This is a genomic window from Microbispora sp. CSR-4, assembly GCF_008033685.1.
Taxonomy (GTDB): Bacteria; Actinomycetota; Actinomycetes; order Streptosporangiales; family Streptosporangiaceae; genus Microbispora.
This window is the reverse complement of the sequence record NZ_VJVX01000012.1, coordinates 39,511-60,916: the sequence shown is the minus strand read 5'-3', so window position 1 is coordinate 60,916 and position 21,406 is coordinate 39,511. Positions and strand designations below refer to the sequence as shown.

Genomic DNA, 21,406 nt, shown 5'->3' with positions numbered 1-21,406 from the left:
ACGGTCGCACGTCTGTCACGCTAGGCCACGACGCGGGCCGCGCCCACCCGCCTGTGGTCGACCCCGCGCCTGCATCCCCGGTCGTACGCGTGCTCCGCGTGGCCGTGTCCTACACCCCGGGATGTACGGCGGAGCCCCGACCACAGCCGGACGATCTTCCGCGCGATCCGCAGCAGCATGCCGGGCATGAGCGTCTCACCTGTTCCGCCGCGGGCGGACCTCGGCCGTGGACCCGGCTGGATCGGCTGGCCGCTGCGGTCGGTCGCCGTGCTGCACCTGTTCGGCGTGCTCGCGCAGGCCGTCTTCGCCGGGCTGTTCGTCACGGGTGACGTGGACATGCTCGCCTGGCATCGCACCAACGGCGGGTTCACCCACGTCACGCTCTATCTCCAGCTGGTGGCCTCGATCCTGCTGTGGCGGCCGGCCCGCGGACCGGCGTGGCCCGCCCTGGCCGCGGCCGGGCTCGTGGCCGCGGAAACCCTCCAGGTCGTGGCCGGGCAGGAGCGCGTCCTGGCGGTGCACTTCCCGCTCGGCATGGCCGTCTTCGGCGCCACGACCGTGCTGACGGCCCTGGTCTGGCGGGTGACGCGATGATCTCCCGTCGTGGTTTCCTCGGGCTGCTCGGCGGGGCCGGCCTCACGGTCGCCGGCTGCGGCGCCCTGACCCACGAGTTGGGCCGCGAGGTGGCCGGTGAGAGCCTGACGAGCGCGTTGCCGCTGCCCGCCCGGTTCGCCGTGCCGCTGCCGATCCCCGCGACCGCCGTTCCCGTACGGCCCGGCCGTTACGAGGTCGTCCAGCGCGCGGCCGAAGTGGAGATCATCCCCGGCACCACGACCGAGATCTGGGGCTACGACGGCATGTTCCCGGGGCCGACCTTCGACCTGAGAGCCGGCAGCCCTGCCGTCATCCGGGTCCGCAACGAGCTGTCCGCGCCCACCTCGACCCATCTGCACGGAGGAGTCACCCCGCCGGAGTCCGACGGCTATCCCACAGACGTGGTGATCGCGCGGGGCCGGGGGTTCCGCCCGCCCCAGGGCGAGCACTCCCACCACGACCTGCGGCAGTGGACCTTCCACGAGGCGGCCAGAGACTACGTCTATCCGCTGGAGCAGCGTGCCGCCACGCTCTGGTATCACGACCATCGGATGGACTTCACCGCGCCGCAGGTGTGGCGCGGCCTGGCCGGTTTCGTCATCGTCCGCGACGACGAGGACGACGCGCTGCCGTTGCCGAAGGGTGAGCGGGACATCCCGCTGATGATCTGCGACAGGGCCTTCGAGGAGGACGGCTCGTTCCGCTATCCGTCCCTCGATCCGACCCTGCTGCTGCGCCCGGGTGTGGACGACGCGTTCATGGAGGGAGTGGAGGGCGACGTCATCCTGGTCAACGGCGCACCCTGGCCCTTTCTGGAGGTCGACGCGGCGCGATATCGCCTGCGGCTGCTCAACGCCTCGAACGCACGCCGCTTCCGGCTGCGGCTGACCCCCGGCGGCCGGTTCGTCCAGGTCGGCAGCGACCAGGGATTGCTGGCCGCTCCCGTGACGCACGACGCGATCACCATCTCCCCGGGAGAACGCTTCGACGTCGTCGTGGACTTCTCCGGCCACCCCGCCGGCGCCGAGGTGACCATGGTCAACACCTTGGGCACGGGCGCCGCACGCGACGTCATGCGGTTCCGCGTTCGGCGCAGGGCCGCCGACGACAGCGCGATCCCGAAACGGCTGTCCCGGACCGCCGAGCCGGTCGACACGCCGGTCGACACGGCGGTCGACACGGCGGTCGCCACCCGCGTCTTCGACTTCCGCCGTACGGGTCAGGGGGGCGGCGGATCCTGGACGATCAACGGACGCAGCTTCCGGCCGGGGCGGCCGCTGGCCACCCCGCGCCTGAACACCAGCGAGGTCTGGAGGTTCACCAGCGACTTCCACCACCCCGTGCACGTCCACCTGGCCCGGTTCCGGGTGCTCTCCCGGAACGGCGGGCCACCGGAGGCGACCGACGCCGGATGGAAGGACACGGTGGACGTGCGCCCCTACGAGGTCGTCGACGTCCTGGTCCGTTTCGAGGGCTACCGGGGCCGCTACATGCTGCACTGCCACAACCTCGAACACGAGGACATGGCGATGATGGTCGATTTCGAGGTCGTTTGAAGGCCCCCAGCGGTCCGCGTAGGACGTCCCCGGCCCGAGCGAAGGCTCTCAGAGGCCCTCAACGGCCCTCAGCGGCCCGTGCGGTAGGCGACGAACCCGATGATCCCGATCGCCCCGAGAGCGACCGCCACCCATAACACCGACATCGGCACGCCGAGGCCCCCGTCCCCGGCGGCCGCCCCGCTCGTCGCCTTGACCGCCCTCGGCCGGGCGGAGGAGGTACGGGCCCGGGTCGGCGACGGAGCAGGCCGGGCGGCGGCGGGCAGCGGCACCCGATAGACCGGGCTGTTCTCCCCCTCGCTCCCGGTCAGCAGGGCCGTGCCGTCCGCCGTGTACGCGATCGACTCGGCCTGGCGCAGCGGCGGCATCGTGACGTGCGCGATCAGCTTGCCGGGCGAGCGATAGACGGACGCCGAGAAGTACGTGCGGATGACGAAGCTCGACCCGTCGGGCGCGTACGCCGCGTCGGTGGCCATGAGGGGCGCGGGCCCCACCCGGCGCAGCACGTTCACCCTGTCGGTGCGCAGCTTCGCGGGAGCGGCGTAGACGCCCCCGGAGAACTCCTTGCTGACGACGTACAGCCGGCCCGTGCGGGGATCGACCATCACCCCCTCGGCGTTGCGGGGGCCGTCGGCGTAGCGGAAGCGATACCGCGTCGCCCGCAGTGTCGCGTCCTTCATCGTCCGGGGTTCGGCGACCTTGTAAACGGACACGTCCGGCCAGGCGCCGTCCAGGTTGTCCCCGATGTCGGCGATCCACAGCACACCGCGCCCGGTCGCGCGGTCGGTGGAGGCCGCGATGGCCTCCCAGTCCCTGGCCTCGGCGTTGCCGATCGTGAACGTCGCCCGGGTGCGGCCGTCCGGGCCGATCGCGTAGATCTGGGGTCCGTGGCCGCTGTCGTTGTGCGTGTAGACGATGCCCTTGTGGGTGGGCGAGACCGCCAGGCCGCTCGACTCACTGATCCGCTCGTCCCTGATCCGGAACAGCATGCGCTCCCGGTCGTCCGCCCGCGCGGCCGTCGGAATCTGGGTCGGCGCTGCCGTCGCCGGTGCGGGAAGCAGCGGGCCCGCGACCGCGAGGAGAGCCAGGGCCGCCCGCGGAATCCTGCTCGTCCGCGTTCGACCCGTCGTGCTCCCCATGCGGCCATCATTCCCGATGCCCGCCGCGCGTGCGGCGGGCGACATGCCCCTGGTCGTCCCGGGATCGGTCAGGAACGGGTATGCGGGCGGCCGGTCCGCAGGGCCGCGTAGAAGTCGCGCAGGTCGGCGGAGAGCACGTCCGGCCGCAGGTGGGCGGCGTAGTGACCACCCGCGTCGTAGGACCGCCAGTGAACGATGTTCCGGTGATCGCGCTCGGCGAAGGTGCGCATCGACACGAAGTCGCCCTCGAACATCGCCAGGCCGAGCGGGACCGTTGTCGGCTCCTTGGGATGCTCGGCGTGCGCGTCCTCGTAATAGAACCGCGTGGCCGAGGTGGCGGTGCCGGTCACCCAATAGAGCATCGTGTTGGTCAGGATGAAGTCGTCGTCGACGTCCTCACCGAACAACTGGGCGTTCCAGCCCAGCAGCCCGGCCGGCGAGTCGAAGATCCCGTACGACAGGGTCTGCGGCTGCTGCGAGTGGACCATGTTGAACGACATCTTGTTCTCGTAGAACCACTGCAGCACCTCCAGGCCCTTCCGCTCCTCGTCGGTGAGGTTCGCCATCTCGGCGGGGTCGCCGGAGGGGAAGGAGAAGATCTGCGTGACATGGACACCGACGACGTGCTCGGGGTCCACCCGCCCCACCTCGGGCGAGACGAACGAGCCGCCGTCGTTGCCCACCGCGCCATACCGGTCGTAGCCGAGCCTGCGCATGAGCTCCGCCCACGCCCGGGCCGTACGGAACCGGTTCCAGCCCCGCTCCCTCGTCGGGCCTGAGAAGCCGAAGCCGGGCAGCGACGGGATCACCAGGTGGAACGCCTGCGCCGGGTCCTCGGGGTTCGTCAGCGGTTGGATGACCTTGAGATACTCCACGATCGAGCCCGGCCAGCCGTGGGTGAGGATCAGCGGGAGGGCGTCCTCGTGCGGCGACCGCACGTGCAGGAAGTGAATGTCCTGCCCGTCGATCTCGGTGACGAACTGCGGATATCGGTTGATCTCGGCCTCGTGGGCGCGCCAGTCGTACCCGTCCCGCCAATACTCGGCCAGCCGCTTCACGTACGCGACCGGCACGCCGTACTCCCAGCCGGTTTCCGGGATCTCGTCGGGCCAGCGGGTCCGGCCGAGCCGGTCCTTCAGGTCGTCGAGGTCGGCCTGCGGGACGTCGATGCGGAAGGGCCTGATGGGCGGCGTGATCTGCGTGTTCTCGCTCATGAGGCCGACATTACGGACCCTTCCGGACAGGTTCCGTCCGGAAGTGCCGCCAGACTGAGAACATGCTGGAAACCTCGGCGCGGCTGCTGCGCCTGCTGTCGTTGCTCCAGGCCAGACGTGACTGGCCCGGCGCGATCCTGGCCGACCGGCTCGGCGTGAGCGAGCGGACGGTGCGCCGCGACGTCGACCGGCTGCGCGAGCTCGGCTATCCGGTGGAGTCCAGCCGCGGCACGGACGGCGGCTATCGGCTGGTCGCCGGGGCGGCGATGCCACCCCTGCTCCTGGACGACGAGGAGGCGGTGGCCGTGGCGATCGGGCTGCGGGCCGCCGCCGGTGTGACGGGCGTCGAGGAGGCGGCCGACCGCGCCGCCGCCAAGCTCGAACAGGTGCTGCCGGCCCGCCTGCGCCGCCGCGTGAGCGCTTTGCAGACGTACACCGAGCCGGTGCCGCCCGACCGCCCGGGTCCCGCCGTGGATCCCGCCGTGCTGAGCACGCTCGCCGCGGCCTGCCGCGACCGCGAGCGGCTGCGGTTCGACTACCGCGGCCACGACGGCTCCACCGGCGTCCGGCAGGCCGAGCCCCATCGGCTGGTGTCCTGGGGCCGCCGGTGGTACCTCGTGGCCTGGGACCTCGACCGTGACGACTGGCGCACGTTCCGGGTGGACCGGATCGCGCCGCGCACGCCCACCGGCCCGCGCTTCCCGCCCCGCGACCCGCCGGAGGGCGGCGCGGCGGCGTACGTCGCCCGCGGCGTGTCGGCGGCGGCCTGGCGGCACCACGCCCGGGCGCTCGTCCACGCCCCCGCCGAGGTGGTCGCCGCGCGGATCAACCCGGCCGTCGGCGTCGTGGAGGACGTCGACGGCCGCACCTGCGTGCTCGTGACGGGGGCCGACACCGTGGGCTCGCTCGCCGTCCACCTCGGCCTGCTCGACCTCGACTTCGAGGTGACCGGCCCGCCCGAGCTGGTGGAGCACCTGCGCGCCCTCACCGCCCGCTACGCCCGCGCGACCGCCGCAGCCCCAGCCCCAGCCCCAGCTCCAGCCCCAGCCTCGGCCTCGGCCTCAGCGGCTCCGACGGCAGAGGCCGACGCGGAGGTAGAGGCGGAGGCGAAGAGGTCAGGCTGAGGCGGCCGGGCCCAGGCCGCGACTCGGGGCCAAACCGACGCTCGGGGCCGGGCTGAAGGGGCCAGGCTGCTGGAGCCAGGCTGCTGGAGCCAGGCGCGGGCGGGAAAGCCGGGCTGAGGCTGCGAGGTCAGGCCGTGGCGCCGCCGTCGAGCACCAGGTCGAGCCCGACAGCGAATCCGGCGTCCTCGGAGGCGAGCCAGAGCGCGGTGCCGGTGATCTCGTCCATGGTGCCGACCCGGCCGATCGGCAGCTCCCTCTGCAGCCGGTTCGCCCGATCCGCCTCGGTCTCGCCCGGCCGCATCGACATCGGCGTGTCCAGCGGCCCCGGGCTGATCGCGTTGATCCGGATGCCGTCCCTGATGCACTCCAGCGCGGCCGTACGGGTCAGGACGCTGACGACGGCCTTCGACGCGCCGTAGGCGCCCAGCCCCGGCACCCGCATGTGCGCGCCGACCCGCGAGCCGATGTTGACGATCACACCGGCGCCCTGCGCGCGCATCGCGGCGATCTCGTGCTTCATCGCGAGGAACATTCCGGTCGCGTTGACCTCCATGACCCGTGCCCAGTCGTCCTCCGCCAGGTCGGCCACCGGGCCCGCGACGAACGTCCCCGCGTTGTTGACCGCGATGTCCAGGCGGCCGAAGTGCGCCACGATTCCCTGGACGAGCCCGGCCATGCCGGCCGAGTCGGTCACGTCCACCGTACGCGTGACGGCACGGCCGCCCTCGGCCTCGATGAGCTTGACGGTCTGCTCCAGCGCGTCACCTCCCCGGGCCGCCGCCACGACGACGGCGCCCTCCCGGGCGAACCCCTGGGCGATCGCCCGGCCGGCGCCGGAACCCGCCCCGGTGACCAGCACGACCTTGTCCGCGAACCTCATCTGTCGCTCCTTTGTCCATGCGAATTTGCCGGAATTCGTCCGCCGCGAACTTGTCCACTACGAACTCGTCCACTAGGGATTCGTCCGCTGCGGATTCGTCCAGGCGAACGCGACGGCGACCGTCGCCGCCGCGAGTAGGAAGGCCGGTGCCATGGCGGTGAGGGCGAACCCGTAGCCCTCCGTCATGGCCCGGGCACCGCCCGCGGGTACGGCTCCCGCGCGGGCGGCGGCGAGTGCCACGAGCGCGGCGAGGCCCACCGTCGGGCCCGCCTCCATGGCGGTGTTGACCAGTCCCCCGGCCGCCCCGGCGTCCTCCGCCCGAACGCCGTCGAGGGCCGCCACGGTGGCGCCGGAGAAGGCCAGCCCCGACGCGACCGGGAAGACCAGCAGCCCGGCGAGCACGGTCCCCCCGGACGCGACACGGCCGAGCAGCAGCATCGACACCGCCGCGAGCAGCAGCCCGGCGACCAGCACATGCCGTACGCCGAGGCGGCGCAGCAGGCGGCCGCTCACCGGGCCCATGACCACGACCAGGAGGAAGGGCAGGAAGGCCAGGCTCGTCGCGATCGGCGACAGCCCGCGCACCTGCTGCATGTAGAGACTGAGCAGGAACGTGGTCGTCGCGCTGGCGGCCGCCGTGAGGAAGACGACGAGCAGGGCGGCGCCCCTGCGGGGATGCGCCACCAGCCGGAGCGGCAGCAGCGGCCGGGGCGTCCGCGCCTGGAGTGCGACGAAGCCCGCCGTCAGCACCAGGCCGGCGACGACGACGGCCGTCTCCCCCTCCAGCAGGCCGTACGCGAACGCGATCAGCCCGGCCGTGGCGAGCAGCGCGCCGGGCACGTCGAGGCGGGCCGCCGTACGCGGCACGGGCGGCAGCAGGGCGATCCCGGCGGCCACGGCCGCGACGCCGACGGCGGCGGGCAGGAGGAACGACCAGCGCCACGAGGCCACGGCGGCGACGAGGCCGGACAGCAGGCTGCCCGCGACCGCCCCGGTGACCGACAGGGTGCCCCACACCGCCAGGGCGCGCTCGCGCTCCCTGCCCTCCGGGCGCAGCCGCGTGACCAGCGAGACGGCCGCAGGGGCGGCCATCGCGGCACCCGCTCCCTGCGCGAAGCGCGCGGCGAGCAGGACCGCGTTGCCCGGGGCCAGCCCGCCCGCCGCCGAGGCCAGCGCGAGCAGGGCCATCCCGGCGAGGAACATCTCCCGGGCGCCCCACCTGTCGGCGAGCCTGCCCCCGAGGAGCAGCAGCCCGCCGAAGGTCAGCCCGTACGCCGAGGTCAGCAGTGCCAGATCCCCCTGGCCGAGGCCGAACTCCCGCTGGATGGCCGGCAGCGGCACGGTCAGAAGTGTGATCGCCGCGACGAGCGTGACCTGCGCCCCGCCGAGCACGGCGAACGCCACCCTGTTTCTGGATCGATCGGTCAAGAATGAGGGCATGAAAAACGCCCTCCCCTTCCTTTGCGAGACGGCTTCGGGAGACGGCTTCCCGGGAGAGATCAGCGGAGCATCGCGAGTGCCTGTGCTGCGGCGTCGCGGAGGCGGGCGGGGTCGCCGTGCCCCTTGCCCATCACCCGCAGCCCTTGCAGGAAGACGAGCATGAAGCGCGCCAGCGCCCGGGGGTCGGACTCGGCGGAGATCTCCCCCTGGGCGCGGGCGCGGATGAGAGCCGAGGTCAGCGCCGTCTCCAGGCCCGTCCAGTTGGCCTCGACAAGCCGGGCGACCGGCTCGTCGCGTGGGAGGAGCTCGGTCGCCGCGTTCACGATCATGCAGCCGCGCCGTTCGCGGTCGCGGATCGAGCCCTCGGTGTAACGCTCGACCAGCGTCCGTACGGCCGGCAGAGCGGGGCCGGGCTGCGACAGCAGCTCGATGGGGTTGGGATCGCACGTCTGCGCGTAGCGCTCCAGCGCCTTCATGTACAGGTCGTGCTTGCCGCCGAAGGTGGCGTAGAGGCTGGCCCGGCCGATGCCGAGGTGCTCGACCAGGTCGGCCATCGAGGTGGCCTCGTAGCCGCGCCGCCAGAACAGATCCAGCGCCCGCTCCAGCACGACGTCGGGGTCGAACTCCTTGGTCCTCGCCATGTCCCCGACCTTAGACCAATTGAGAACGATCGGTCAATTAAGCCGCGACCGGATCGTCCCAGGTGATCCGGTAGTCGTGCATCCAGGCCAGCGCGTTGCGCTTCTCCACCTGCCGCATGACCACGGGAAGGATCAGGTCGCGGACGAAGGCCCCGCCGGCGCCCGGCGCCTTGCCGTTCCCGTTGCGCTTGCCCTGCGCCACGACACGCTCGACCCGGTCGCGCCGCAGCCGTTCGAAGGCGGCGAACGCCCCCGCGAGGTCCGGCACGTCGCGCAGGCACTTACCGAGCACCACGGCGTCCTCGATGGCCATCGACGCGCCCTGCCCGGAGGACGGCGAGGTGGCGTGGGCGGCGTCCCCGACGAGGATCATGCGCTCGCCGGACCACTTCGGCACCCTCGGGAAGTCATAGGTGCTCCAGCCGGGCAGGATGTGCGGGGTCGCCGCGATGATCTCCCGCATCGGCCCGGTGTCGCCCTCGAACAGGTCCATGAGCCGTGCCCGCCACCGCTCGGGCGTGATCGCCGCGAGCTCCTCGGGGGTCATCTCCCTGCGGCTCGGCGGGTTGGCGAACCACCACACGTCCCCCTCCGGATGGATCAAGTATCCGAAGAAGCACCGCCTGCCGAAGATGAAGTTGCAGACTCCCGGCCTGCCCGGCACCCGCACCCCCTTCGCATAACCACCGGTGTTCAGCAGCCCGACATAACGCGCGCGGGGCGCGTTGGGGTCGATCAGGGTGCGGGTGCGCGAGCGCAGCCCGTCGGCCCCCACCAGCAGGTCGCCCTCCGCCCCGGTGCCGTCCGCGAAGACCGCCCGCACGCCGTCCGGGGTGGCCGAGGCGTCGGCGAGCCGCTTGCCGTAGTGGATCCGCACGCCCCGCCGTACGGCCTCGTCGCGCAGCGCCTGGTAGAGGTCGGCGCGCCGGAGCGTGCGGCTCGGCTGGCTCGTGGTCGCCAGCAGCCTGCCGCGCGCGTTGCGGATCTCCATGACCGGCGTGTCCATGCCGAGGTCGCCGACGAGGTCGCGGAGATCGAGCAGGCGCAGGGCCTCCAGGCCGTTCACCGCGAGCGTGAGGAAGGCGCCGACGCCCTCGGCTCCCCGGTCATAGGCCTCGAAGACCTCGCTGTCGATTCCGGCGCGTTGCAGCGCCATGGCCGTGACGGGACCCGCGATCCCGCCGCCGATGATCAGTGCTCTCTTGGTCATGAGATGACTATACATATTATGACTAATCGCCGACAAGGCCCCTATGATTGGGCGCATGTCGACGCGGCGCTCCCCTCTGGCCACGGCCGTGCTCGCCCTGGTCTGCGAGTCGCCGATGCACGCCTATCGGATGCAGCAGCTGATCAAGGAACGGCACCAGGACGACGTGGTCAACGTCGCGCAGCGCAACAGCGTCTACCAGACGATCGAGCGCCTGCTCCGCGACGGGCTGCTGGCGATCCGCGAGACCACCCGCGAGGAGAACCGGCCGGAACGCACGGTCTACGAGGCCACCGAGACGGGCCGCGAGACGCTCAAGCAGTGGATGCGGACCATGCTGTCCACCCCGGCCAGGGAGTTCCCCGAGTTTCCCGCCGCGCTCGCCTTCCTGCCCGTGCTGACGCCGGAGGAGGCGCTGGCGGCGCTGCGGCAACGCATCACCGCACTGGAGGCCCGGCTGTCCGCGCTCGACACCGAGATGACCGACAACCTGCCCTCCGTGCCCCGCCTCTTCCTCGTGGAGACCGAGTTTCAGCGGGCCCAGATCGCCACGGAGCTGGAGTTCGTACGCGGCCTCGCCGCCGACCTGAGCGAGGGCCGCCTCACCTGGGACTTCAAGATCTAGGGCGTGCCGGGCTGGCCTGGAGTCCACTCCAGGCACCTAGGGTGGAGGCCATGGAATACGGACACCTTGGCCGCACCGGCCTGCTGGTCAGCAAGCTCTGCCTGGGGACGATGAACTTCGGTCCGCTGACCACGGAGGAGGACTCCTTCGCGATCATGGATCGCGCCCACGAGCTCGGGATCAACTTCTTCGACACGGCCAACGTCTATGGCTGGAAGAAGGGCGAGGGGATCACCGAGAACATCATCGGCCGCTGGTTCGCCAAGGGCGGCGGCCGTCGTGAGCGTACGGTCATCGCCACCAAGCTCTACGGCTCGATGGGCGACTGGCCGAACGAGGAGAAGCTGTCCGCGCTGAACATCCGTCGGGCGGCGGAGGCCTCGCTGCGCCGGATGCAGACCGACTACATCGATGTCTACCAGGCCCACCACATCGACCGGGACACCCCGTTCGAGGAGTTCTGGGAGGCCATGGACATCCTCAAGCAGCAGGGCAAGATCCTGTACGTCGGCTCGTCGAACTTCGCCGGCTGGCACATCGCCAAGGCCCAGGAGGCGGCCCGCCGCCGCAACACCCTCGGCCTGGTCAGCGAGCAGTCCCACTACAACCTGCTCGTCCGCGCGCCCGAGCTCGAGGTCATCCCGGCCTGCGAGGACTACGGCCTCGGCCTGATCCCGTGGAGCCCGCTGGCGGGCGGCCTGCTCGGCGGCATCCTGCGCAAGATCGACAAGGGCCGCTCGGCATCCGACCAGATCGCGGCCCAGCTCGACAAGCACCGCGGCAAGATCGAGCAGTACGAGGCGTTCTGCGACGAGCTCGGCGAGGACCCGGCCAACGTCGGGCTGGCGTGGCTGCTGCACCAGCGGGCGGTCACCGCGCCGATCATCGGCCCCCGCACGGTCGAGCAGCTCGACGGCACGGTCCGGGCGCTGGAGATCAAGCTGGACGACAAGGCGCTCGCCCGGCTCGACGAGATCTTCCCCGGCTTCAAGACCGCCCCGGAGGAGTACGCCTGGTAGCCCAGGCACCGGTGATCGCAGATCAGGCGCTGTTGAGCAGCGCGCCGACGATCACGATGAACACGAGCAGCGCGAGCACCGTGGGCAGCAACCAGCGACGAGGACGATCCACGCCATGGAGCCTAGTCGCGGACGGCCAATGGGTACGCCTCGACCTGCTCATACCGCACAGTCGCGCCGGTGTGGCTGCGTACGAGGTGCACCGACGACACCTCCCAGCGCCGCCCGCCGAAGGCGCCCAGGGCGCCGACCAGGGGGCGCAGGTCGTCGCCGTGGCGTGACCGGGTCCGGGAACGGGCCAGGGTGAGGTGGGGATGGAACCGCTTGCGGTCCGTCTCCGCCGCCCCGGCCCGCCGGGCGCCGGCCGCGACCGACCCGGCGAGCCTGGTCAGCGCCGGCCCGGCCTTCAGACCGACCCAGAAGATGCGTCCCCGGGAGGCCGAGGGGAAGGCCCCTGCGCCGCCGAACGACACCGTCTCGGGGGAATAGCGGGCGGCCGCGCGGGCCAGCCGCGCGCTCAGCTCGGGCAGCACCTCGTCGGGCACCTCGCCCAAGAAGGCCATGGTCACGTGCCACAGCGCGGGATCGACCCAGCGCAGCTCCGACCACTCGGCACGTACGGTCTCGACCGCCGTGGAGAGCTCCGCCAGCGCCTCAGGCGGCGGCAGCAGCGCCACGAACAATCTGCTCACGTGCCGATTCTTCCCTGCGCGCCACGCGAGCCGCGACCATCCGGGTCACCAGTACGGCCAGGCAGACGCCGCACATGCTCAGCAGGCCGGCGGCCACGACCGAGGCCCGGGGACCGGCCAGTTCGGAGAGCCAGCCCACCAGCGGCGCCCCGATCGGCGCTCCCCCGGTGAAGACCAGCACGTAGATGCCCATGACCCGGCCGCGCATCTCGGGGGAGGCGCCGAGCTGCACCATCGTGTTCGCGGTCGTGTTGACCGTGATCATCGCCATGCCCGCGGGGACGAGCATCAGCAGGAACGCCGCATACACGGGGGCGAGCCCGGCGACGACCTGGAACAGCCCGAAGCACAGCGCCCCGGCGATCAGGAACCTGCGGCTCGGCTTGACCCGGCGCGCGGCCAGCAGCGCCCCGCCGAACGCCCCGACGGCGAACGCGCTGGACGCCACGCCGAACGAGGACGCGCCCGCGCCGAACGCCTGCTTGGCCATCAGCGCGATGCTGGTCGAGAAGCTCTGGGCGAAGATCGCCATGAACGCCACGAGCAGCAGCGGCAGCAGCAGGTCGGGCCGGCCGCCGACGTAGCGCAGGCCCTCGCGCAACTGGCCCTTGCCGCGCGGCACGGGCTCCGGCGAGCGCAGCTCGGACGTCCGCATGAGCGCGAGCCCCGAGATGACCGCGGCGAACGACACGGCGTTCAGCACGAAGATCGGGCCGGTGCCCATCCAGGAGATCAGCAGACCGGCCACCGCCGGGCCGACGACCCGGGCGAGGTTGAAGGTCGAGCTGTTCAGCGCGATGGCGTTCGGCAGGTCGCGCCGGCCCACCATCTCGACCACGAACGACTGCCGTGTGGGCACCTCGACACAGGACACCAGGCCGAGCGTGAACGCCATGGCGTACACGTGCCAGACCTGGGCGGTGCCCGTGATGACCAGGACGCCCATGGTGAGCGCCAGCAGGCCCATGAGCGTCTGGGCCACGATGAGGATCCGGCGCTTGGGGTAGCGGTCCGCGATCACCCCGCCGAACATGCCGAACAGCATCGTCGGCAGGAACTGCAGCGCCACGGTGACGCCGAGCGCCGAGCCGCGGCCGTGCGCGAGGTCGAGGACCAGCCAGTCCTGGGCGGTTCGCTGCATCCAGGTGCCGACGTTGGAGATCACGCCGCCGGAGGCGAACAGGCGGTAGTTGTAGGTCCGCAGGGAGCGGAACATGCCGCCTACATCGTGGACAGCTTCTCCAGGATCGGCGCCGCCGCTCGCAGCGTCGCCCTCTCCTCCGGAGTCAGGTCCTTGAGCCGCTGCGCCAGCCAGGCTTCCTTGGTGCGGCGTTCCTCCTTCAGCAGCGCCGCTCCCTGCGGCGTCACGCTGACCGTCACCTGCCGGCGATCGGTCGGATGAGGTTTGCGCTCCAGCAGACCCCTGGCCTCCAGCTTCGCGATCACGCGGGTCACCGAGGGCGGCTGCACCTTCTCGTGCTCCGCGAGCTCGCCGGGGGTCATTGAGGTGTGGCGCTCGACGGCGACGAGCGTCGCGAGCTGTGTAGGCGTCAGTGAGTGGTGCGCGGCCTGCTTGCGCATCCGTCGCGTCAGCCGGGCGAGGGACACGCGCAGGGCCGACGCGAGAGCGGCGTCGCTGCGCAAGTTCTGGGCGTTCGTTAGCATGACTCATTACCTTTGCTAACTATATGACGCATGTCCGTATTCCTCCAACTCGTCCGACTATCCGGGCAAATTTTGTGACGCTGCACGCCGATCGCGACACACCGTACCGGCGCGGTCCGGGTCGGCGACCTCCGTCGCCTCGCACCACGATCCGGAGCCGCGCACCCGATCACGAGCCGCGCACGATCGGGAGCCGTGCGCACCGTGGGGCGGTGGTCATCTGCCCGTGAACGACCGAGGCCCGGCCCCCGCATGGGGACCGGGCCTCGTATGCGCCTCGCGTCAGGCGAAGTCCTCCGGCGTGAACTCCCTGGGCTCGACCAGGACGAGCCAGTTGCCCTGGTTGTCGCGGATGACCGCCTCCACCCCGTACGGCCGGTCGGAGGGCTCCTGGAGGATCGTCACGCCCTTGGCCGCGAGCTCCTGACAGGTCTTGCGGCAGTCGTCCACGCGCAGCCCCAGGCCGCCGGCCTGCCCCTTGTCGAGCTGCCTGCGGTAGAAGTCGGCGCCCTCGTCGTCGAGCGGCGGCCCCGGCTTCATCAGCGTGATTTCCAGCTCCGGGTGGTCCGGGTGGTTGATGGTGACCCAGCGGAACCCGTCCATCTGGATGTCGGTGTTGGAGACGAAGCCGAGGACGTCCACGTAGAAGTCGCGGGCCTCGTCCTGGTCGCGGCAGTAAAGCGTGATCAAGGAGACGTTCCGAATCATGTGGCGACGCTACTGCGACCCCTCTGACCTGGGCTTCTCCGAAATTGCACAATCGTCGTCGCGCTTGGGCGCACCACGCAGGTCGAGCACGCCGTTCATGAACAGGTAACACCCGGGGACGCGGGGGCCGCCGCGCGCCGCGCGCCGCCCACCGGTCGCGGTATTCGCTCGGGCTCTCCCCCACCATCCGGCGGAACTTGGCCGAGAACGAGCCCAGGCTGCTGAACCCGACGGACATGCAGACCTCGGTCACGGTCAGGTTGGCGAAACGCAGCAGGTCCTGGGCGCGCTCCAGCCGCCGCCTGGTGAGGTAGCGCATCGGCGTCTCGCCGTACGCCGCCTCGAAGCAGCGGACGAAGTAGAACTTGGAGACCCCGGCGACGGCGGCGAGCCCGTCGAGATCGAGCTCGCTCCGGTAGTCGCGGTCCATGCGGTCTCTGGCCAGGCGCAGTCGCGGCAGCAACTCCGCCGGCACCACCCGCTGTCCCCTCACGGCCACGTCACGACCCTATTCGGCCCCACCGACAGATTCCCGCACGCCAGGGCCCTGGGACAGGCGAAGGCCGCCGCGACGTCGCCACGGCGGCCTCCGTACCGCGCGGATCAGCCCAGGCCGAGCAGGCTCTTGATGGGCTCCAGCGCGAAATACACGACGAACAGCGCGCCCACGACCCACATCAGCGGGTGGAGCTCGCGCGCCTTGCCGCGGAGCACCTTGATGACGATGTAGCTCACGAAGCCCGCACCGATCCCGGCGGTGATCGAGTACGTGAACGGCATGAGCACGATGGTCAGGAACGCGGGGATCGCGGTCTCGAAGTCGCTGAAGTCGATCTCCTTGACCTGGGTCATCATCAGGAAGCCGACGACCACGAGAGCCGGGGTCGCCGCCTCGAACGGCACGATCTCCGTCAGCGGGGCGAAGAACATGGCCAGGAGGAACAGCACGCCGGTGACGATGCTCGCCAGACCGGTGCGCGCGCCCTCGCCGACGCCGGCCGCCGACTCGATGTAGGTGGTGTTGGACGACACGCTGGCCGCGCCGCCGGCCGCGGCCGCGAGGGAGTCGACGAGCAGGATCTCCTTGGTGCGCTCGACGGTCCCGTCCTCCTGCACCAGGTTGGCCTGGCGGCCCACGCCGACGATCGTGCCCATCGTGTCGAAGAAGTCGGCGAGCATGAGGGTGAAGACGAACATCACGGCCGCCAGGCCGCCGATCTTGGCGAAGCTCCCGAACAGGCTGAACTGGCCGAGCAGCGACAGGTCGGGCAGCTCGATGAAGTTCTTCGGCCACGCGGGCACGTTCAGCGACCACCCGTTGGGGTTGCTCCCGTCCGGGGTCTGCGGCCCGATCTTGCCGATCGCCTCGACGATCATGGCGAGCACGGTCGTGCCGACGATGCCGAGCAGGATGGCGCCCTTGACCCTGCGGGCGACGAGGAAGGCAGTCACGAGCAGGCCGACGACGAAGACGAGCGTGGGCCACCCGGTCAGCGAGCCGTTGCCCAGCGCGCCGAGCTTGACCGGGACCGTGGTGTTGCTCGCGTCGGGCATGCGCCGTACGAACCCGGCGTCGACGAACCCGATCAGCGCGATGAACAGGCCGATGCCGACGCTGATCGCCGTCTTGAGCTGGGCGGGGATCGCGTGGAACACCGCCACCCGGAAGCCCGTCACCACGAGGATCGCGATGACGATGCCCTCAAGCACGACCAGGCCCATCGCGTCCTCCCACGACATCTGGCTGGCGATGCCGAAGGCGAGGAAGGCGTTCAGTCCAAGGCCGGTGGCCAGGGCGAACGGCACCCGGCCGAAGACGCCCATGATGATCGTGAGGATGCCCGCGACGAACGCCGTGGCCGCGGCGACCAGCGCGATGTTGGGGTTCCGCCCGTCACCGAGGAACTGGCCCGTCTTGTCGGCGACGGTGCCGATGATGAGCGGGTTGAGCACCACGATGTAGGCCATCGTGAAGAAGGTGGCGAAGCCGCCGCGGACCTCCTGTCCGACGGACGAACCACGCGCTGAGATGGAGAAGTACCGATCGAGAAAGCCAGACGTGTTCATGGGGTTCGCATTCACGCGCGCAGAGTCGCAGGCCCTTACCATCCACGGAAAGAGCCAGGGGGGCAGCGTTGTCTTTTCGTGACGGGTTTGTCATGAAGATACCGGCATGCTGCCATGACCTTCTAAGCTGGCTGGCGTGAGCGAGCGCCGGCCGGACCCCAAGCCTCTCAGGACGAGGGACACCCTCACGATCCTGGTCGGGACGGCCCTGTGGGCGATCGCCCTGGTCGTCGTGCTGCTCGTGGTCAGGCCGGCCGATCCACGGCCGGTCTGGGTCTGCGTCGCCGGGATCGGCCTCGGCGTGTTCGGGGTCCTCTACATCCGCCGCCGCGACGCCCGCCTGCGCGAGCCCGTCCCCGCCGCCGAAACCGGCGACCCGGAACCCCGCCGCTGACCGCGGCCCCTCTCAGCGCGCTCCGGCGAGGAGCGTCGCGATGCCGTCGAGAAGCCGCTGCAGGCCGAACTCGAACAGGGCGTCCATGTCGAAGTCGTATCCTCCGGCCGCCTGGAGGCGCTCGAACAGCGGCAGCCCCCCCCCCGCCGTGATCGCGTCGAACGCCGACTTGCGGGCGTCCATCCAGGCGTCGGCGTCGAGCCCGGTCAGCGCCTCGGCCTCCGCCTCGAACTCCAGGTTGATCGCGGTGCCCCGGATGTGGTTGAACACGGTGATGTAGGCGGTGAGCATCGTCACGGCGTCGAGGCCGTGACCGTCGAGAGCGCCGAGCACCCATTTCATGGACGGCAGCGCGCTGGGGATGAGCTGCGGTCGTGTCACGGACATGGCCGGTGCGAGCCACGGGTGCCGCCGGAACGTCGCCCACAGCATCCGGGCGGCCAGCTCGATCCTGCTCCGCCAGTGCCGGGGCGGCTCCTCGGGAAACCGCATCCGCCCGAAGACCGCCTCCATGCGCGCCATGACGCGCCGGCCGATGCGGAACCTGATCGCGGCGCAGTTCGCCAAGGCGTCGAGCATCGACCTGCCCGACTACGACCTGCCTGCCCTGCGCTGAGACCCCACGGCGCTCCCGACGGGCAGTGGGCTACAGCGAGGCCGTGGGGTCGAGGTCGGCCTCGGCGAGCAGCAGGGGCACCCGGGCGGGGTCGCGCAGGAGCGCCGCCACGGCGAGGCGGTCGCCCCACTGGCCGGCCGCCCAGGCGAGACCCCTGGCCAGGCCGTCCACGCCGGTCGCGTGCACCGCGCCCTCGAAGAACCGCCACGGCACCGGCCTGCCGTCCACGAGCAGCTCGTCGTGCTCGACGTACGTCGCGGGGGCGCCGGGCAGCAACGAGCGCACCTCGGGCGGCACGGGCTTCTCGGTCCCGGCCGAGGTGACCGCTCCGGTGACCACCTCACCGGCGAGCGGCAGGTCGAGCACCTCCGACAGCGCCTCGGCGAGGTCGAACGGCGCGAGCACGAGCGGCCGGTCCTCCACCAGGGCGAGCAGGTCGGGCGCCTCCACCACGACCGGGCCGTCCTCGACGTCCGCGACCGTGACCGTGCCCTTCAGCACGGCCCGTACGGCCTCGGGCGGGCTCACCCGGTCGGGATCGACGGCCGCCAGCGCGATCCACAGCGACCGCAGCTGGGCCCGGTCGACCTCAAGGGACGAGTCGGCCAGCAGGTCGAGCAGCTCTTCCGGGCCGCCGTGCGAGTCGAGCAGGTCGGCGAGCGTGGACCGGACGCCGATCATCTTCAGCGCGTCGTCGTCGATCCCCGCGGGCGCCTCGCCGTACAGGCCGAACAGCAGCGGGTCGCCCGTCGGGAGCCGCAGCTCCGTCGGCCTGCGCCCGGCGAGCACCTCGTGCCGCGACAGCCACCAGGCCGTGTAGGACGGCACCTCGACGGTCTCCCCCGCGGCGAGCACCCGCATGGGCCGCAGGGCGGCGCGCAGCGGGGGCCGCGACAGCAACGCGAGGGCGTTCTGCCAGTCGGCGACGTATTCCAGGTCGCGTACGGCGGTGAACTCCCGGACCACCGGCGGCACGTCGAGATCGGGCAGCAGGTCGAGCACGGCCTCCAGCCACTCGTCTTCGAGGTCGAGATCGTGGTCGCACTCGGCAGGGTCGAGCAGCACGTCGGAGTCGTTGACCACGGCGAAGCCGTCGAGCACCCCGGCCGCCGCCAGCACGTGCGGGCCGAACTTCTCCACCAGGTCGGGGGCGGCGACGCCGAACGGCACCTCGGGGTCGATCAGACCGGCCAGCGAGCCCTCGGCCAGCAGCAGCTCGCCCGCCGCGTAGAGCTCGCCGTCGGCGCCGCGCAGCGCCAGCTCTGCCAGCCAGGGGGCCTCCCCCGCGGTCAGGCCCGCCGCGTCGACCAGGGCCAGCACGGCCTGGGCCACCGGCTCGGGGTCGGCGCTGTGCAGCGACTCGGCCACGGCCGCGTGGGTGAGCGGGTCCTCCAGGACCGTACGCGGGGTCGCCTCGGCCGCGCCCAGCCGCAGCAGCAGCGGGTGCGCGGCGTCCGGGTGGACGATCCGCAGCCCCAGCGGCGCGAGCAGAGCAGGGTCGAAAGTTCCCGATTCCTGTGACAGCACGAGCGTGCCGCGCGGGCCGCGCACCAGGCGGCCGTCGGCCAGCGGCACGGCGATCGCGCCGATCGCCTCCGGGTCGTCGGCGGGCAGCACGTCGTAGAGCGACCGCCACCACGCCGGGTCCTTGTCCTCCACTGCCTCGCCCGACAGCATGTCGACGACGTCGGCCAGCTCGACCCGGCGCACGCCGAGCGTGGTCAGGGCCGGGTGCCGGGAGGACCAGCCCGATGGCAGCAGCCCGGGCACGATGCCGGCGATCTTCTCCAGGAACTCGGCCTGCCCCTCGACCGCCCGCGCCTGGCTGCCCGGCACGACGCCCTCGGAGATCGTCGGCAGCAGCGGCGTGTCCGGCAGCGCCCTGACGATCTCCCGCCTGATCGCCGCGTCGAGCGCGCCCTTGCCCATCAGGCCGGGCACGAGGCCGAGCAGGTCCGGGGTCGCCGGAAGCTCCCCCAGCAGCCGTACGTACGCCTCGGCGGCCCTGGCGACCAGGAAGTCGGTGAGCGGCCCGGGGGCGACGTGCCGCCGGTCGGTGGTCATCGGGAACGACGCGATCAGCAGCGCGGGCAGGTCGAGCGGCTCGTCGCTCGGCGTCGGCGCGTGCACGACCCTGGGGACGTCGCCGCGGCGGCCACCGGGGACGGCCCAGCGGACCTCCCAGTAGGGCCGGGCCCGCTCCTCGGTCGGCCGGTCGGCGAACAGCTCGGCCACCTGATCCGGGGTGAACGTGCCCGACTCGGTGACCACGTGCCAGCCCTCGGCCGAGATCGTGCGGACCTGCCCGTCCACCTCGATCTCGACGGCCTCCAGCGCCGGCATCGACAGCGGCAGCGCGGGCCCCGCCTCTTCGAGCATCCGCCGTACGGCCTGCTCGGCGGCCTCGTCGCGCAGCGGGAGCCGTACGAGCGTGTCGAAGCCCTCGGGGACCTCAAGGGAGTCGTCGGAGAACGGCAGCCGCAGCAGCGGGACGTGCCCCTCTCGGCCCTCCAGCTCGGCCGCGAGCTGCGGCCGGGCGGCGACCAGCGCGGCGGTCTCCTCGCGGGACCAGCGCACCCCGTGGGCCTCGCCCGAGGGCAGCCGGGAGGCGATCGAGGGCGCGTCGGTGACCGACACCACGGCCGCGAAGCCGACGCCGAAGCGGCCGGCCGCGCCCACCTCGTCCTTCTTGCCCGAGACGCGCAGGGTGCACAGGCCCTCGACGCCGGTCTGGTCGAGCGGCGCGCCGACGTTGGCGGCCAGCAGCACGCCGTCGGCGAGCGTCAGCCGCAGGCGGCCCGGCACGCCGGCCCGCAGCGCGGCGTCGGCGGCGTTCTGGGCGAGCTCCACGACCAGCCGGTCGCGGTAGCCGCCGAGGGCGAAGTCCTCCTCGGCGTTGGCGTCCTCGCGGAAGCGGGCAGGCGAGGCCGTCCAGGCCGCGAGAACGGTGTCACGCAGGCGCGCGGTATCGAACATGATCAGGCGTGGCCCAGGGGTTCGGAGCCGGCCTCGTCCACGGAGCCCGACTCGATGAGGTCATATCCCATGTCGTCCAGGATCGGCGGCGCCGGATCCATGACCATCGAGGGCACGGTGGTCGCCTCGGAGTGCGCCCCGCAGCCGTGGTCGGCGGACACCACGCGGCCGTCGTCCGGCGCGTACTCGTTGGCGCAGACGCCGAAGCCGAGGCCCAGCGCTCCGGCGAGCGGCCAGTAGAAGCCGCAGGTGGAGCATTGCGCCGGGGCGGCGTGCGCGATCGGGGTGTGCGGTCCGGCCTCACCGGCGCGCCAGCGTCGCGCGGCGAGGTCACGGCCGAGCACGGACAGGACGCGGGCGCGTCCAAGCCCGAGCTCGAAGAGCATCTGCTTGTCGATGTCCTCGTCGGCGGAGGCGAACCCGGGCACGAGCCGGTCGTCGTCGGCCTCGGCGGGCAACAGGTCGCCCACGCCCAGGTCACCCGGGCGCAGGCGCTCGTTCCACGGCACCCAGCGGGGAGCGAGCAGCGCGCCCGAGCCGGGCAGCAGCACGGTCTCGCTCACGGTCACCACACGGGCGCGGGAGGCGCGGGTGACGGTGATCGCCCAGCGCCAGCCGTGGTAGGCGCGGTCGAGGCACTCGAAGTAATGGGTGACGACCCGGTCGCCCTCGTTGTCGAAGCCCAGGTGCTCTCCCACCTCCCCGGGGCGCGCGATGTCTTCGGCGGCCCGGCGGGCGAGGTCGACCGCCGCCGCACAGGCCTGGTCGACTGGAGTGCTACGGATTCGGGTACGACTCACACTCCATTTTCACCCACGCCGCGAGCGGACCGCACCGGCTCGATGG

The 21,406-nt window shown here is 71.8% G+C and carries 20 protein-coding genes and 2 pseudogenes; 6 read left to right on the top strand and 16 right to left on the bottom strand.

Annotated elements, in window-relative coordinates; genetic code table 11:
* Positions 1-20: 20 nt before the first annotated feature.
* Entirely contained in the window at positions 21-188 is a 168-nt protein-coding gene (locus FLV34_RS40380) for a hypothetical protein (protein ID WP_168066405.1), read from the bottom strand.
* On the opposite strand from FLV34_RS40380, the gene FLV34_RS12215 reads away from it, so the two are divergent.
* Entirely contained in the window at positions 187-594 is a 408-nt protein-coding gene (locus FLV34_RS12215) for a hypothetical protein (RefSeq protein WP_142650946.1), read from the top strand. The two genes, FLV34_RS40380 and FLV34_RS12215, sit on opposite strands and share 2 nt — an antisense overlap.
* Positions 591-2,150: a multicopper oxidase family protein gene (locus FLV34_RS12210; RefSeq protein WP_142650945.1), complete on the top strand. Its 1,560-nt coding sequence runs from the start codon at positions 591-593 to the stop codon at positions 2,148-2,150. Before FLV34_RS12215 ends, FLV34_RS12210 begins: the two co-directional genes overlap by 4 nt.
* Positions 2,151-2,218: 68 nt before the next feature.
* Here FLV34_RS12210 and FLV34_RS12205 read toward each other — a convergent pair whose 3' ends face one another.
* Both FLV34_RS12205 and FLV34_RS12200 read right to left on the bottom strand, forming a co-directional pair.
* Positions 2,219-3,289, bottom strand: a complete 1,071-nt coding sequence (locus FLV34_RS12205) for a hypothetical protein (protein ID WP_142650944.1) — start codon at positions 3,287-3,289, stop codon at positions 2,219-2,221.
* 68 nt (positions 3,290-3,357) lie between these two features.
* Positions 3,358-4,503: an epoxide hydrolase family protein gene (locus tag FLV34_RS12200; protein ID WP_142650943.1), complete on the bottom strand. Its 1,146-nt coding sequence runs from the start codon at positions 4,501-4,503 to the stop codon at positions 3,358-3,360.
* Between the two features lie 62 nt (positions 4,504-4,565).
* Here FLV34_RS12200 and FLV34_RS12195 point away from each other — a divergent pair.
* Positions 4,566-5,513: pseudogene (locus FLV34_RS12195) on the top strand (helix-turn-helix transcriptional regulator); the annotation flags it as partial.
* Between the two features lie 241 nt (positions 5,514-5,754).
* Here the strand turns inward: FLV34_RS12195 and FLV34_RS12190 are convergent.
* The 4 genes from FLV34_RS12190 to FLV34_RS12175 form a co-directional block, all read right to left on the bottom strand.
* Positions 5,755-6,507, bottom strand: a complete 753-nt coding sequence (locus FLV34_RS12190) for an SDR family NAD(P)-dependent oxidoreductase (protein WP_147943114.1) — start codon at positions 6,505-6,507, stop codon at positions 5,755-5,757.
* A gap of 72 nt (positions 6,508-6,579) precedes the next feature.
* Positions 6,580-7,935: an MFS transporter gene (locus tag FLV34_RS12185; RefSeq protein ID WP_261985749.1), complete on the bottom strand. Its 1,356-nt coding sequence runs from the start codon at positions 7,933-7,935 to the stop codon at positions 6,580-6,582.
* 71 nt (positions 7,936-8,006) lie between these two features.
* Positions 8,007-8,588, bottom strand: coding sequence for a TetR/AcrR family transcriptional regulator (locus FLV34_RS12180; RefSeq protein WP_147943112.1), 582 nt, complete (start codon positions 8,586-8,588; stop codon positions 8,007-8,009).
* A 37-nt stretch (positions 8,589-8,625) separates the two neighbouring features.
* The gene (locus FLV34_RS12175) at positions 8,626-9,798 is read right to left on the bottom strand and encodes an NAD(P)/FAD-dependent oxidoreductase (RefSeq protein ID WP_142650938.1); all 1,173 of its coding nucleotides are present in this window, start codon (positions 9,796-9,798) and stop codon (positions 8,626-8,628) included.
* A gap of 55 nt (positions 9,799-9,853) precedes the next feature.
* On the opposite strand from FLV34_RS12175, the gene FLV34_RS12170 reads away from it, so the two are divergent.
* Both FLV34_RS12170 and FLV34_RS12165 read left to right on the top strand, forming a co-directional pair.
* The gene (locus FLV34_RS12170) at positions 9,854-10,423 is read left to right on the top strand and encodes a PadR family transcriptional regulator (protein WP_147943111.1); all 570 of its coding nucleotides are present in this window, start codon (positions 9,854-9,856) and stop codon (positions 10,421-10,423) included.
* Positions 10,424-10,473: 50 nt separating this feature from the next.
* Positions 10,474-11,442 (top strand): aldo/keto reductase, encoded by a 969-nt coding sequence (locus FLV34_RS12165; RefSeq protein ID WP_147943110.1) that lies wholly within the window; start codon positions 10,474-10,476, stop codon positions 11,440-11,442.
* Between the two features lie 122 nt (positions 11,443-11,564).
* Here FLV34_RS12165 and thpR read toward each other — a convergent pair whose 3' ends face one another.
* From thpR to FLV34_RS12135, 6 genes and pseudogenes are all read right to left on the bottom strand, one after another.
* Positions 11,565-12,134, bottom strand: coding sequence for an RNA 2',3'-cyclic phosphodiesterase (gene thpR, locus FLV34_RS12160; RefSeq protein WP_147943109.1), 570 nt, complete (start codon positions 12,132-12,134; stop codon positions 11,565-11,567).
* The gene (locus FLV34_RS12155; protein WP_142650935.1) at positions 12,097-13,350 is read right to left on the bottom strand and encodes an MFS transporter; all 1,254 of its coding nucleotides are present in this window, start codon (positions 13,348-13,350) and stop codon (positions 12,097-12,099) included. The genes thpR and FLV34_RS12155 overlap by 38 nt, the downstream gene beginning before the upstream one ends.
* Positions 13,351-13,355: 5 nt before the next feature.
* Entirely contained in the window at positions 13,356-13,799 is a 444-nt protein-coding gene (locus FLV34_RS12150; RefSeq protein WP_142650934.1) for a MarR family winged helix-turn-helix transcriptional regulator, read from the bottom strand.
* A 282-nt stretch (positions 13,800-14,081) separates the two neighbouring features.
* Positions 14,082-14,507: a VOC family protein gene (locus FLV34_RS12145; RefSeq protein ID WP_142650933.1), complete on the bottom strand. Its 426-nt coding sequence runs from the start codon at positions 14,505-14,507 to the stop codon at positions 14,082-14,084.
* A 163-nt stretch (positions 14,508-14,670) separates the two neighbouring features.
* Positions 14,671-14,937: pseudogene (locus FLV34_RS12140) on the bottom strand (helix-turn-helix transcriptional regulator); the annotation flags it as partial.
* 173 nt (positions 14,938-15,110) lie between these two features.
* Positions 15,111-16,574, bottom strand: coding sequence for an NCS2 family permease (locus FLV34_RS12135; RefSeq protein WP_261985748.1), 1,464 nt, complete (start codon positions 16,572-16,574; stop codon positions 15,111-15,113).
* Between the two features lie 136 nt (positions 16,575-16,710).
* Here FLV34_RS12135 and FLV34_RS12130 point away from each other — a divergent pair, with 136 nt between their 5' ends.
* A complete protein-coding gene (locus tag FLV34_RS12130; RefSeq protein WP_147943107.1) occupies positions 16,711-16,968 on the top strand; it encodes a DUF2530 domain-containing protein in 258 nt (85 codons plus the stop codon).
* A gap of 12 nt (positions 16,969-16,980) precedes the next feature.
* Here the strand turns inward: FLV34_RS12130 and FLV34_RS12125 are convergent, their stop codons facing one another.
* The 3 genes from FLV34_RS12125 to FLV34_RS12115 all read right to left on the bottom strand — a co-directional run bounded on the left by FLV34_RS12125 (position 16,981) and on the right by FLV34_RS12115 (position 21,360).
* Positions 16,981-17,481 (bottom strand): TetR/AcrR family transcriptional regulator C-terminal domain-containing protein, encoded by a 501-nt coding sequence (locus FLV34_RS12125; protein ID WP_222709477.1) that lies wholly within the window; start codon positions 17,479-17,481, stop codon positions 16,981-16,983.
* Positions 17,482-17,614: 133 nt separating this feature from the next.
* Complete coding sequence (locus FLV34_RS12120) at positions 17,615-20,560, bottom strand: sacsin N-terminal ATP-binding-like domain-containing protein (protein WP_142650929.1); 2,946 nt, start codon at positions 20,558-20,560, stop codon at positions 17,615-17,617.
* A gap of 2 nt (positions 20,561-20,562) precedes the next feature.
* Complete coding sequence (locus tag FLV34_RS12115; RefSeq protein ID WP_142650928.1) at positions 20,563-21,360, bottom strand: DUF3027 domain-containing protein; 798 nt, start codon at positions 21,358-21,360, stop codon at positions 20,563-20,565.
* Positions 21,361-21,406: the final 46 nt, after the last annotated feature.

Excerpts from the sequence above, each read along its gene's own strand:
- FLV34_RS12215 (WP_142650946.1), top strand. The coding sequence starts at position 187 with ATGAGCGTCTCACCTGTTCCGCCGCGGGCGGACCTCGGCCGTGGACCC.
- FLV34_RS40380 (WP_168066405.1), bottom strand. The coding sequence starts at position 188 with ATGCCCGGCATGCTGCTGCGGATCGCGCGGAAGATCGTCCGGCTGTGG.
- FLV34_RS12210 (WP_142650945.1), top strand. The coding sequence starts at position 591 with ATGATCTCCCGTCGTGGTTTCCTCGGGCTGCTCGGCGGGGCCGGCCTC.
- FLV34_RS12205 (WP_142650944.1), bottom strand. The coding sequence starts at position 3,289 with ATGGGGAGCACGACGGGTCGAACGCGGACGAGCAGGATTCCGCGGGCG.
- FLV34_RS12200 (WP_142650943.1), bottom strand. The coding sequence starts at position 4,503 with ATGAGCGAGAACACGCAGATCACGCCGCCCATCAGGCCCTTCCGCATC.
- FLV34_RS12190 (WP_147943114.1), bottom strand. The coding sequence starts at position 6,507 with ATGAGGTTCGCGGACAAGGTCGTGCTGGTCACCGGGGCGGGTTCCGGC.
- FLV34_RS12180 (WP_147943112.1), bottom strand. The coding sequence starts at position 8,588 with ATGGCGAGGACCAAGGAGTTCGACCCCGACGTCGTGCTGGAGCGGGCG.
- FLV34_RS12175 (WP_142650938.1), bottom strand. The coding sequence starts at position 9,798 with ATGACCAAGAGAGCACTGATCATCGGCGGCGGGATCGCGGGTCCCGTC.
- FLV34_RS12170 (WP_147943111.1), top strand. The coding sequence starts at position 9,854 with ATGTCGACGCGGCGCTCCCCTCTGGCCACGGCCGTGCTCGCCCTGGTC.
- FLV34_RS12165 (WP_147943110.1), top strand. The coding sequence starts at position 10,474 with ATGGAATACGGACACCTTGGCCGCACCGGCCTGCTGGTCAGCAAGCTC.
- FLV34_RS12155 (WP_142650935.1), bottom strand. The coding sequence starts at position 13,350 with ATGTTCCGCTCCCTGCGGACCTACAACTACCGCCTGTTCGCCTCCGGC.
- FLV34_RS12150 (WP_142650934.1), bottom strand. The coding sequence starts at position 13,799 with ATGCTAACGAACGCCCAGAACTTGCGCAGCGACGCCGCTCTCGCGTCG.
- FLV34_RS12145 (WP_142650933.1), bottom strand. The coding sequence starts at position 14,507 with ATGATTCGGAACGTCTCCTTGATCACGCTTTACTGCCGCGACCAGGAC.
- FLV34_RS12135 (WP_261985748.1), bottom strand. The coding sequence starts at position 16,574 with ATGAACACGTCTGGCTTTCTCGATCGGTACTTCTCCATCTCAGCGCGT.
- FLV34_RS12125 (WP_222709477.1), bottom strand. The coding sequence starts at position 17,481 with ATGGAGGCGGTCTTCGGGCGGATGCGGTTTCCCGAGGAGCCGCCCCGG.
- FLV34_RS12120 (WP_142650929.1), bottom strand. The coding sequence starts at position 20,560 with ATGTTCGATACCGCGCGCCTGCGTGACACCGTTCTCGCGGCCTGGACG.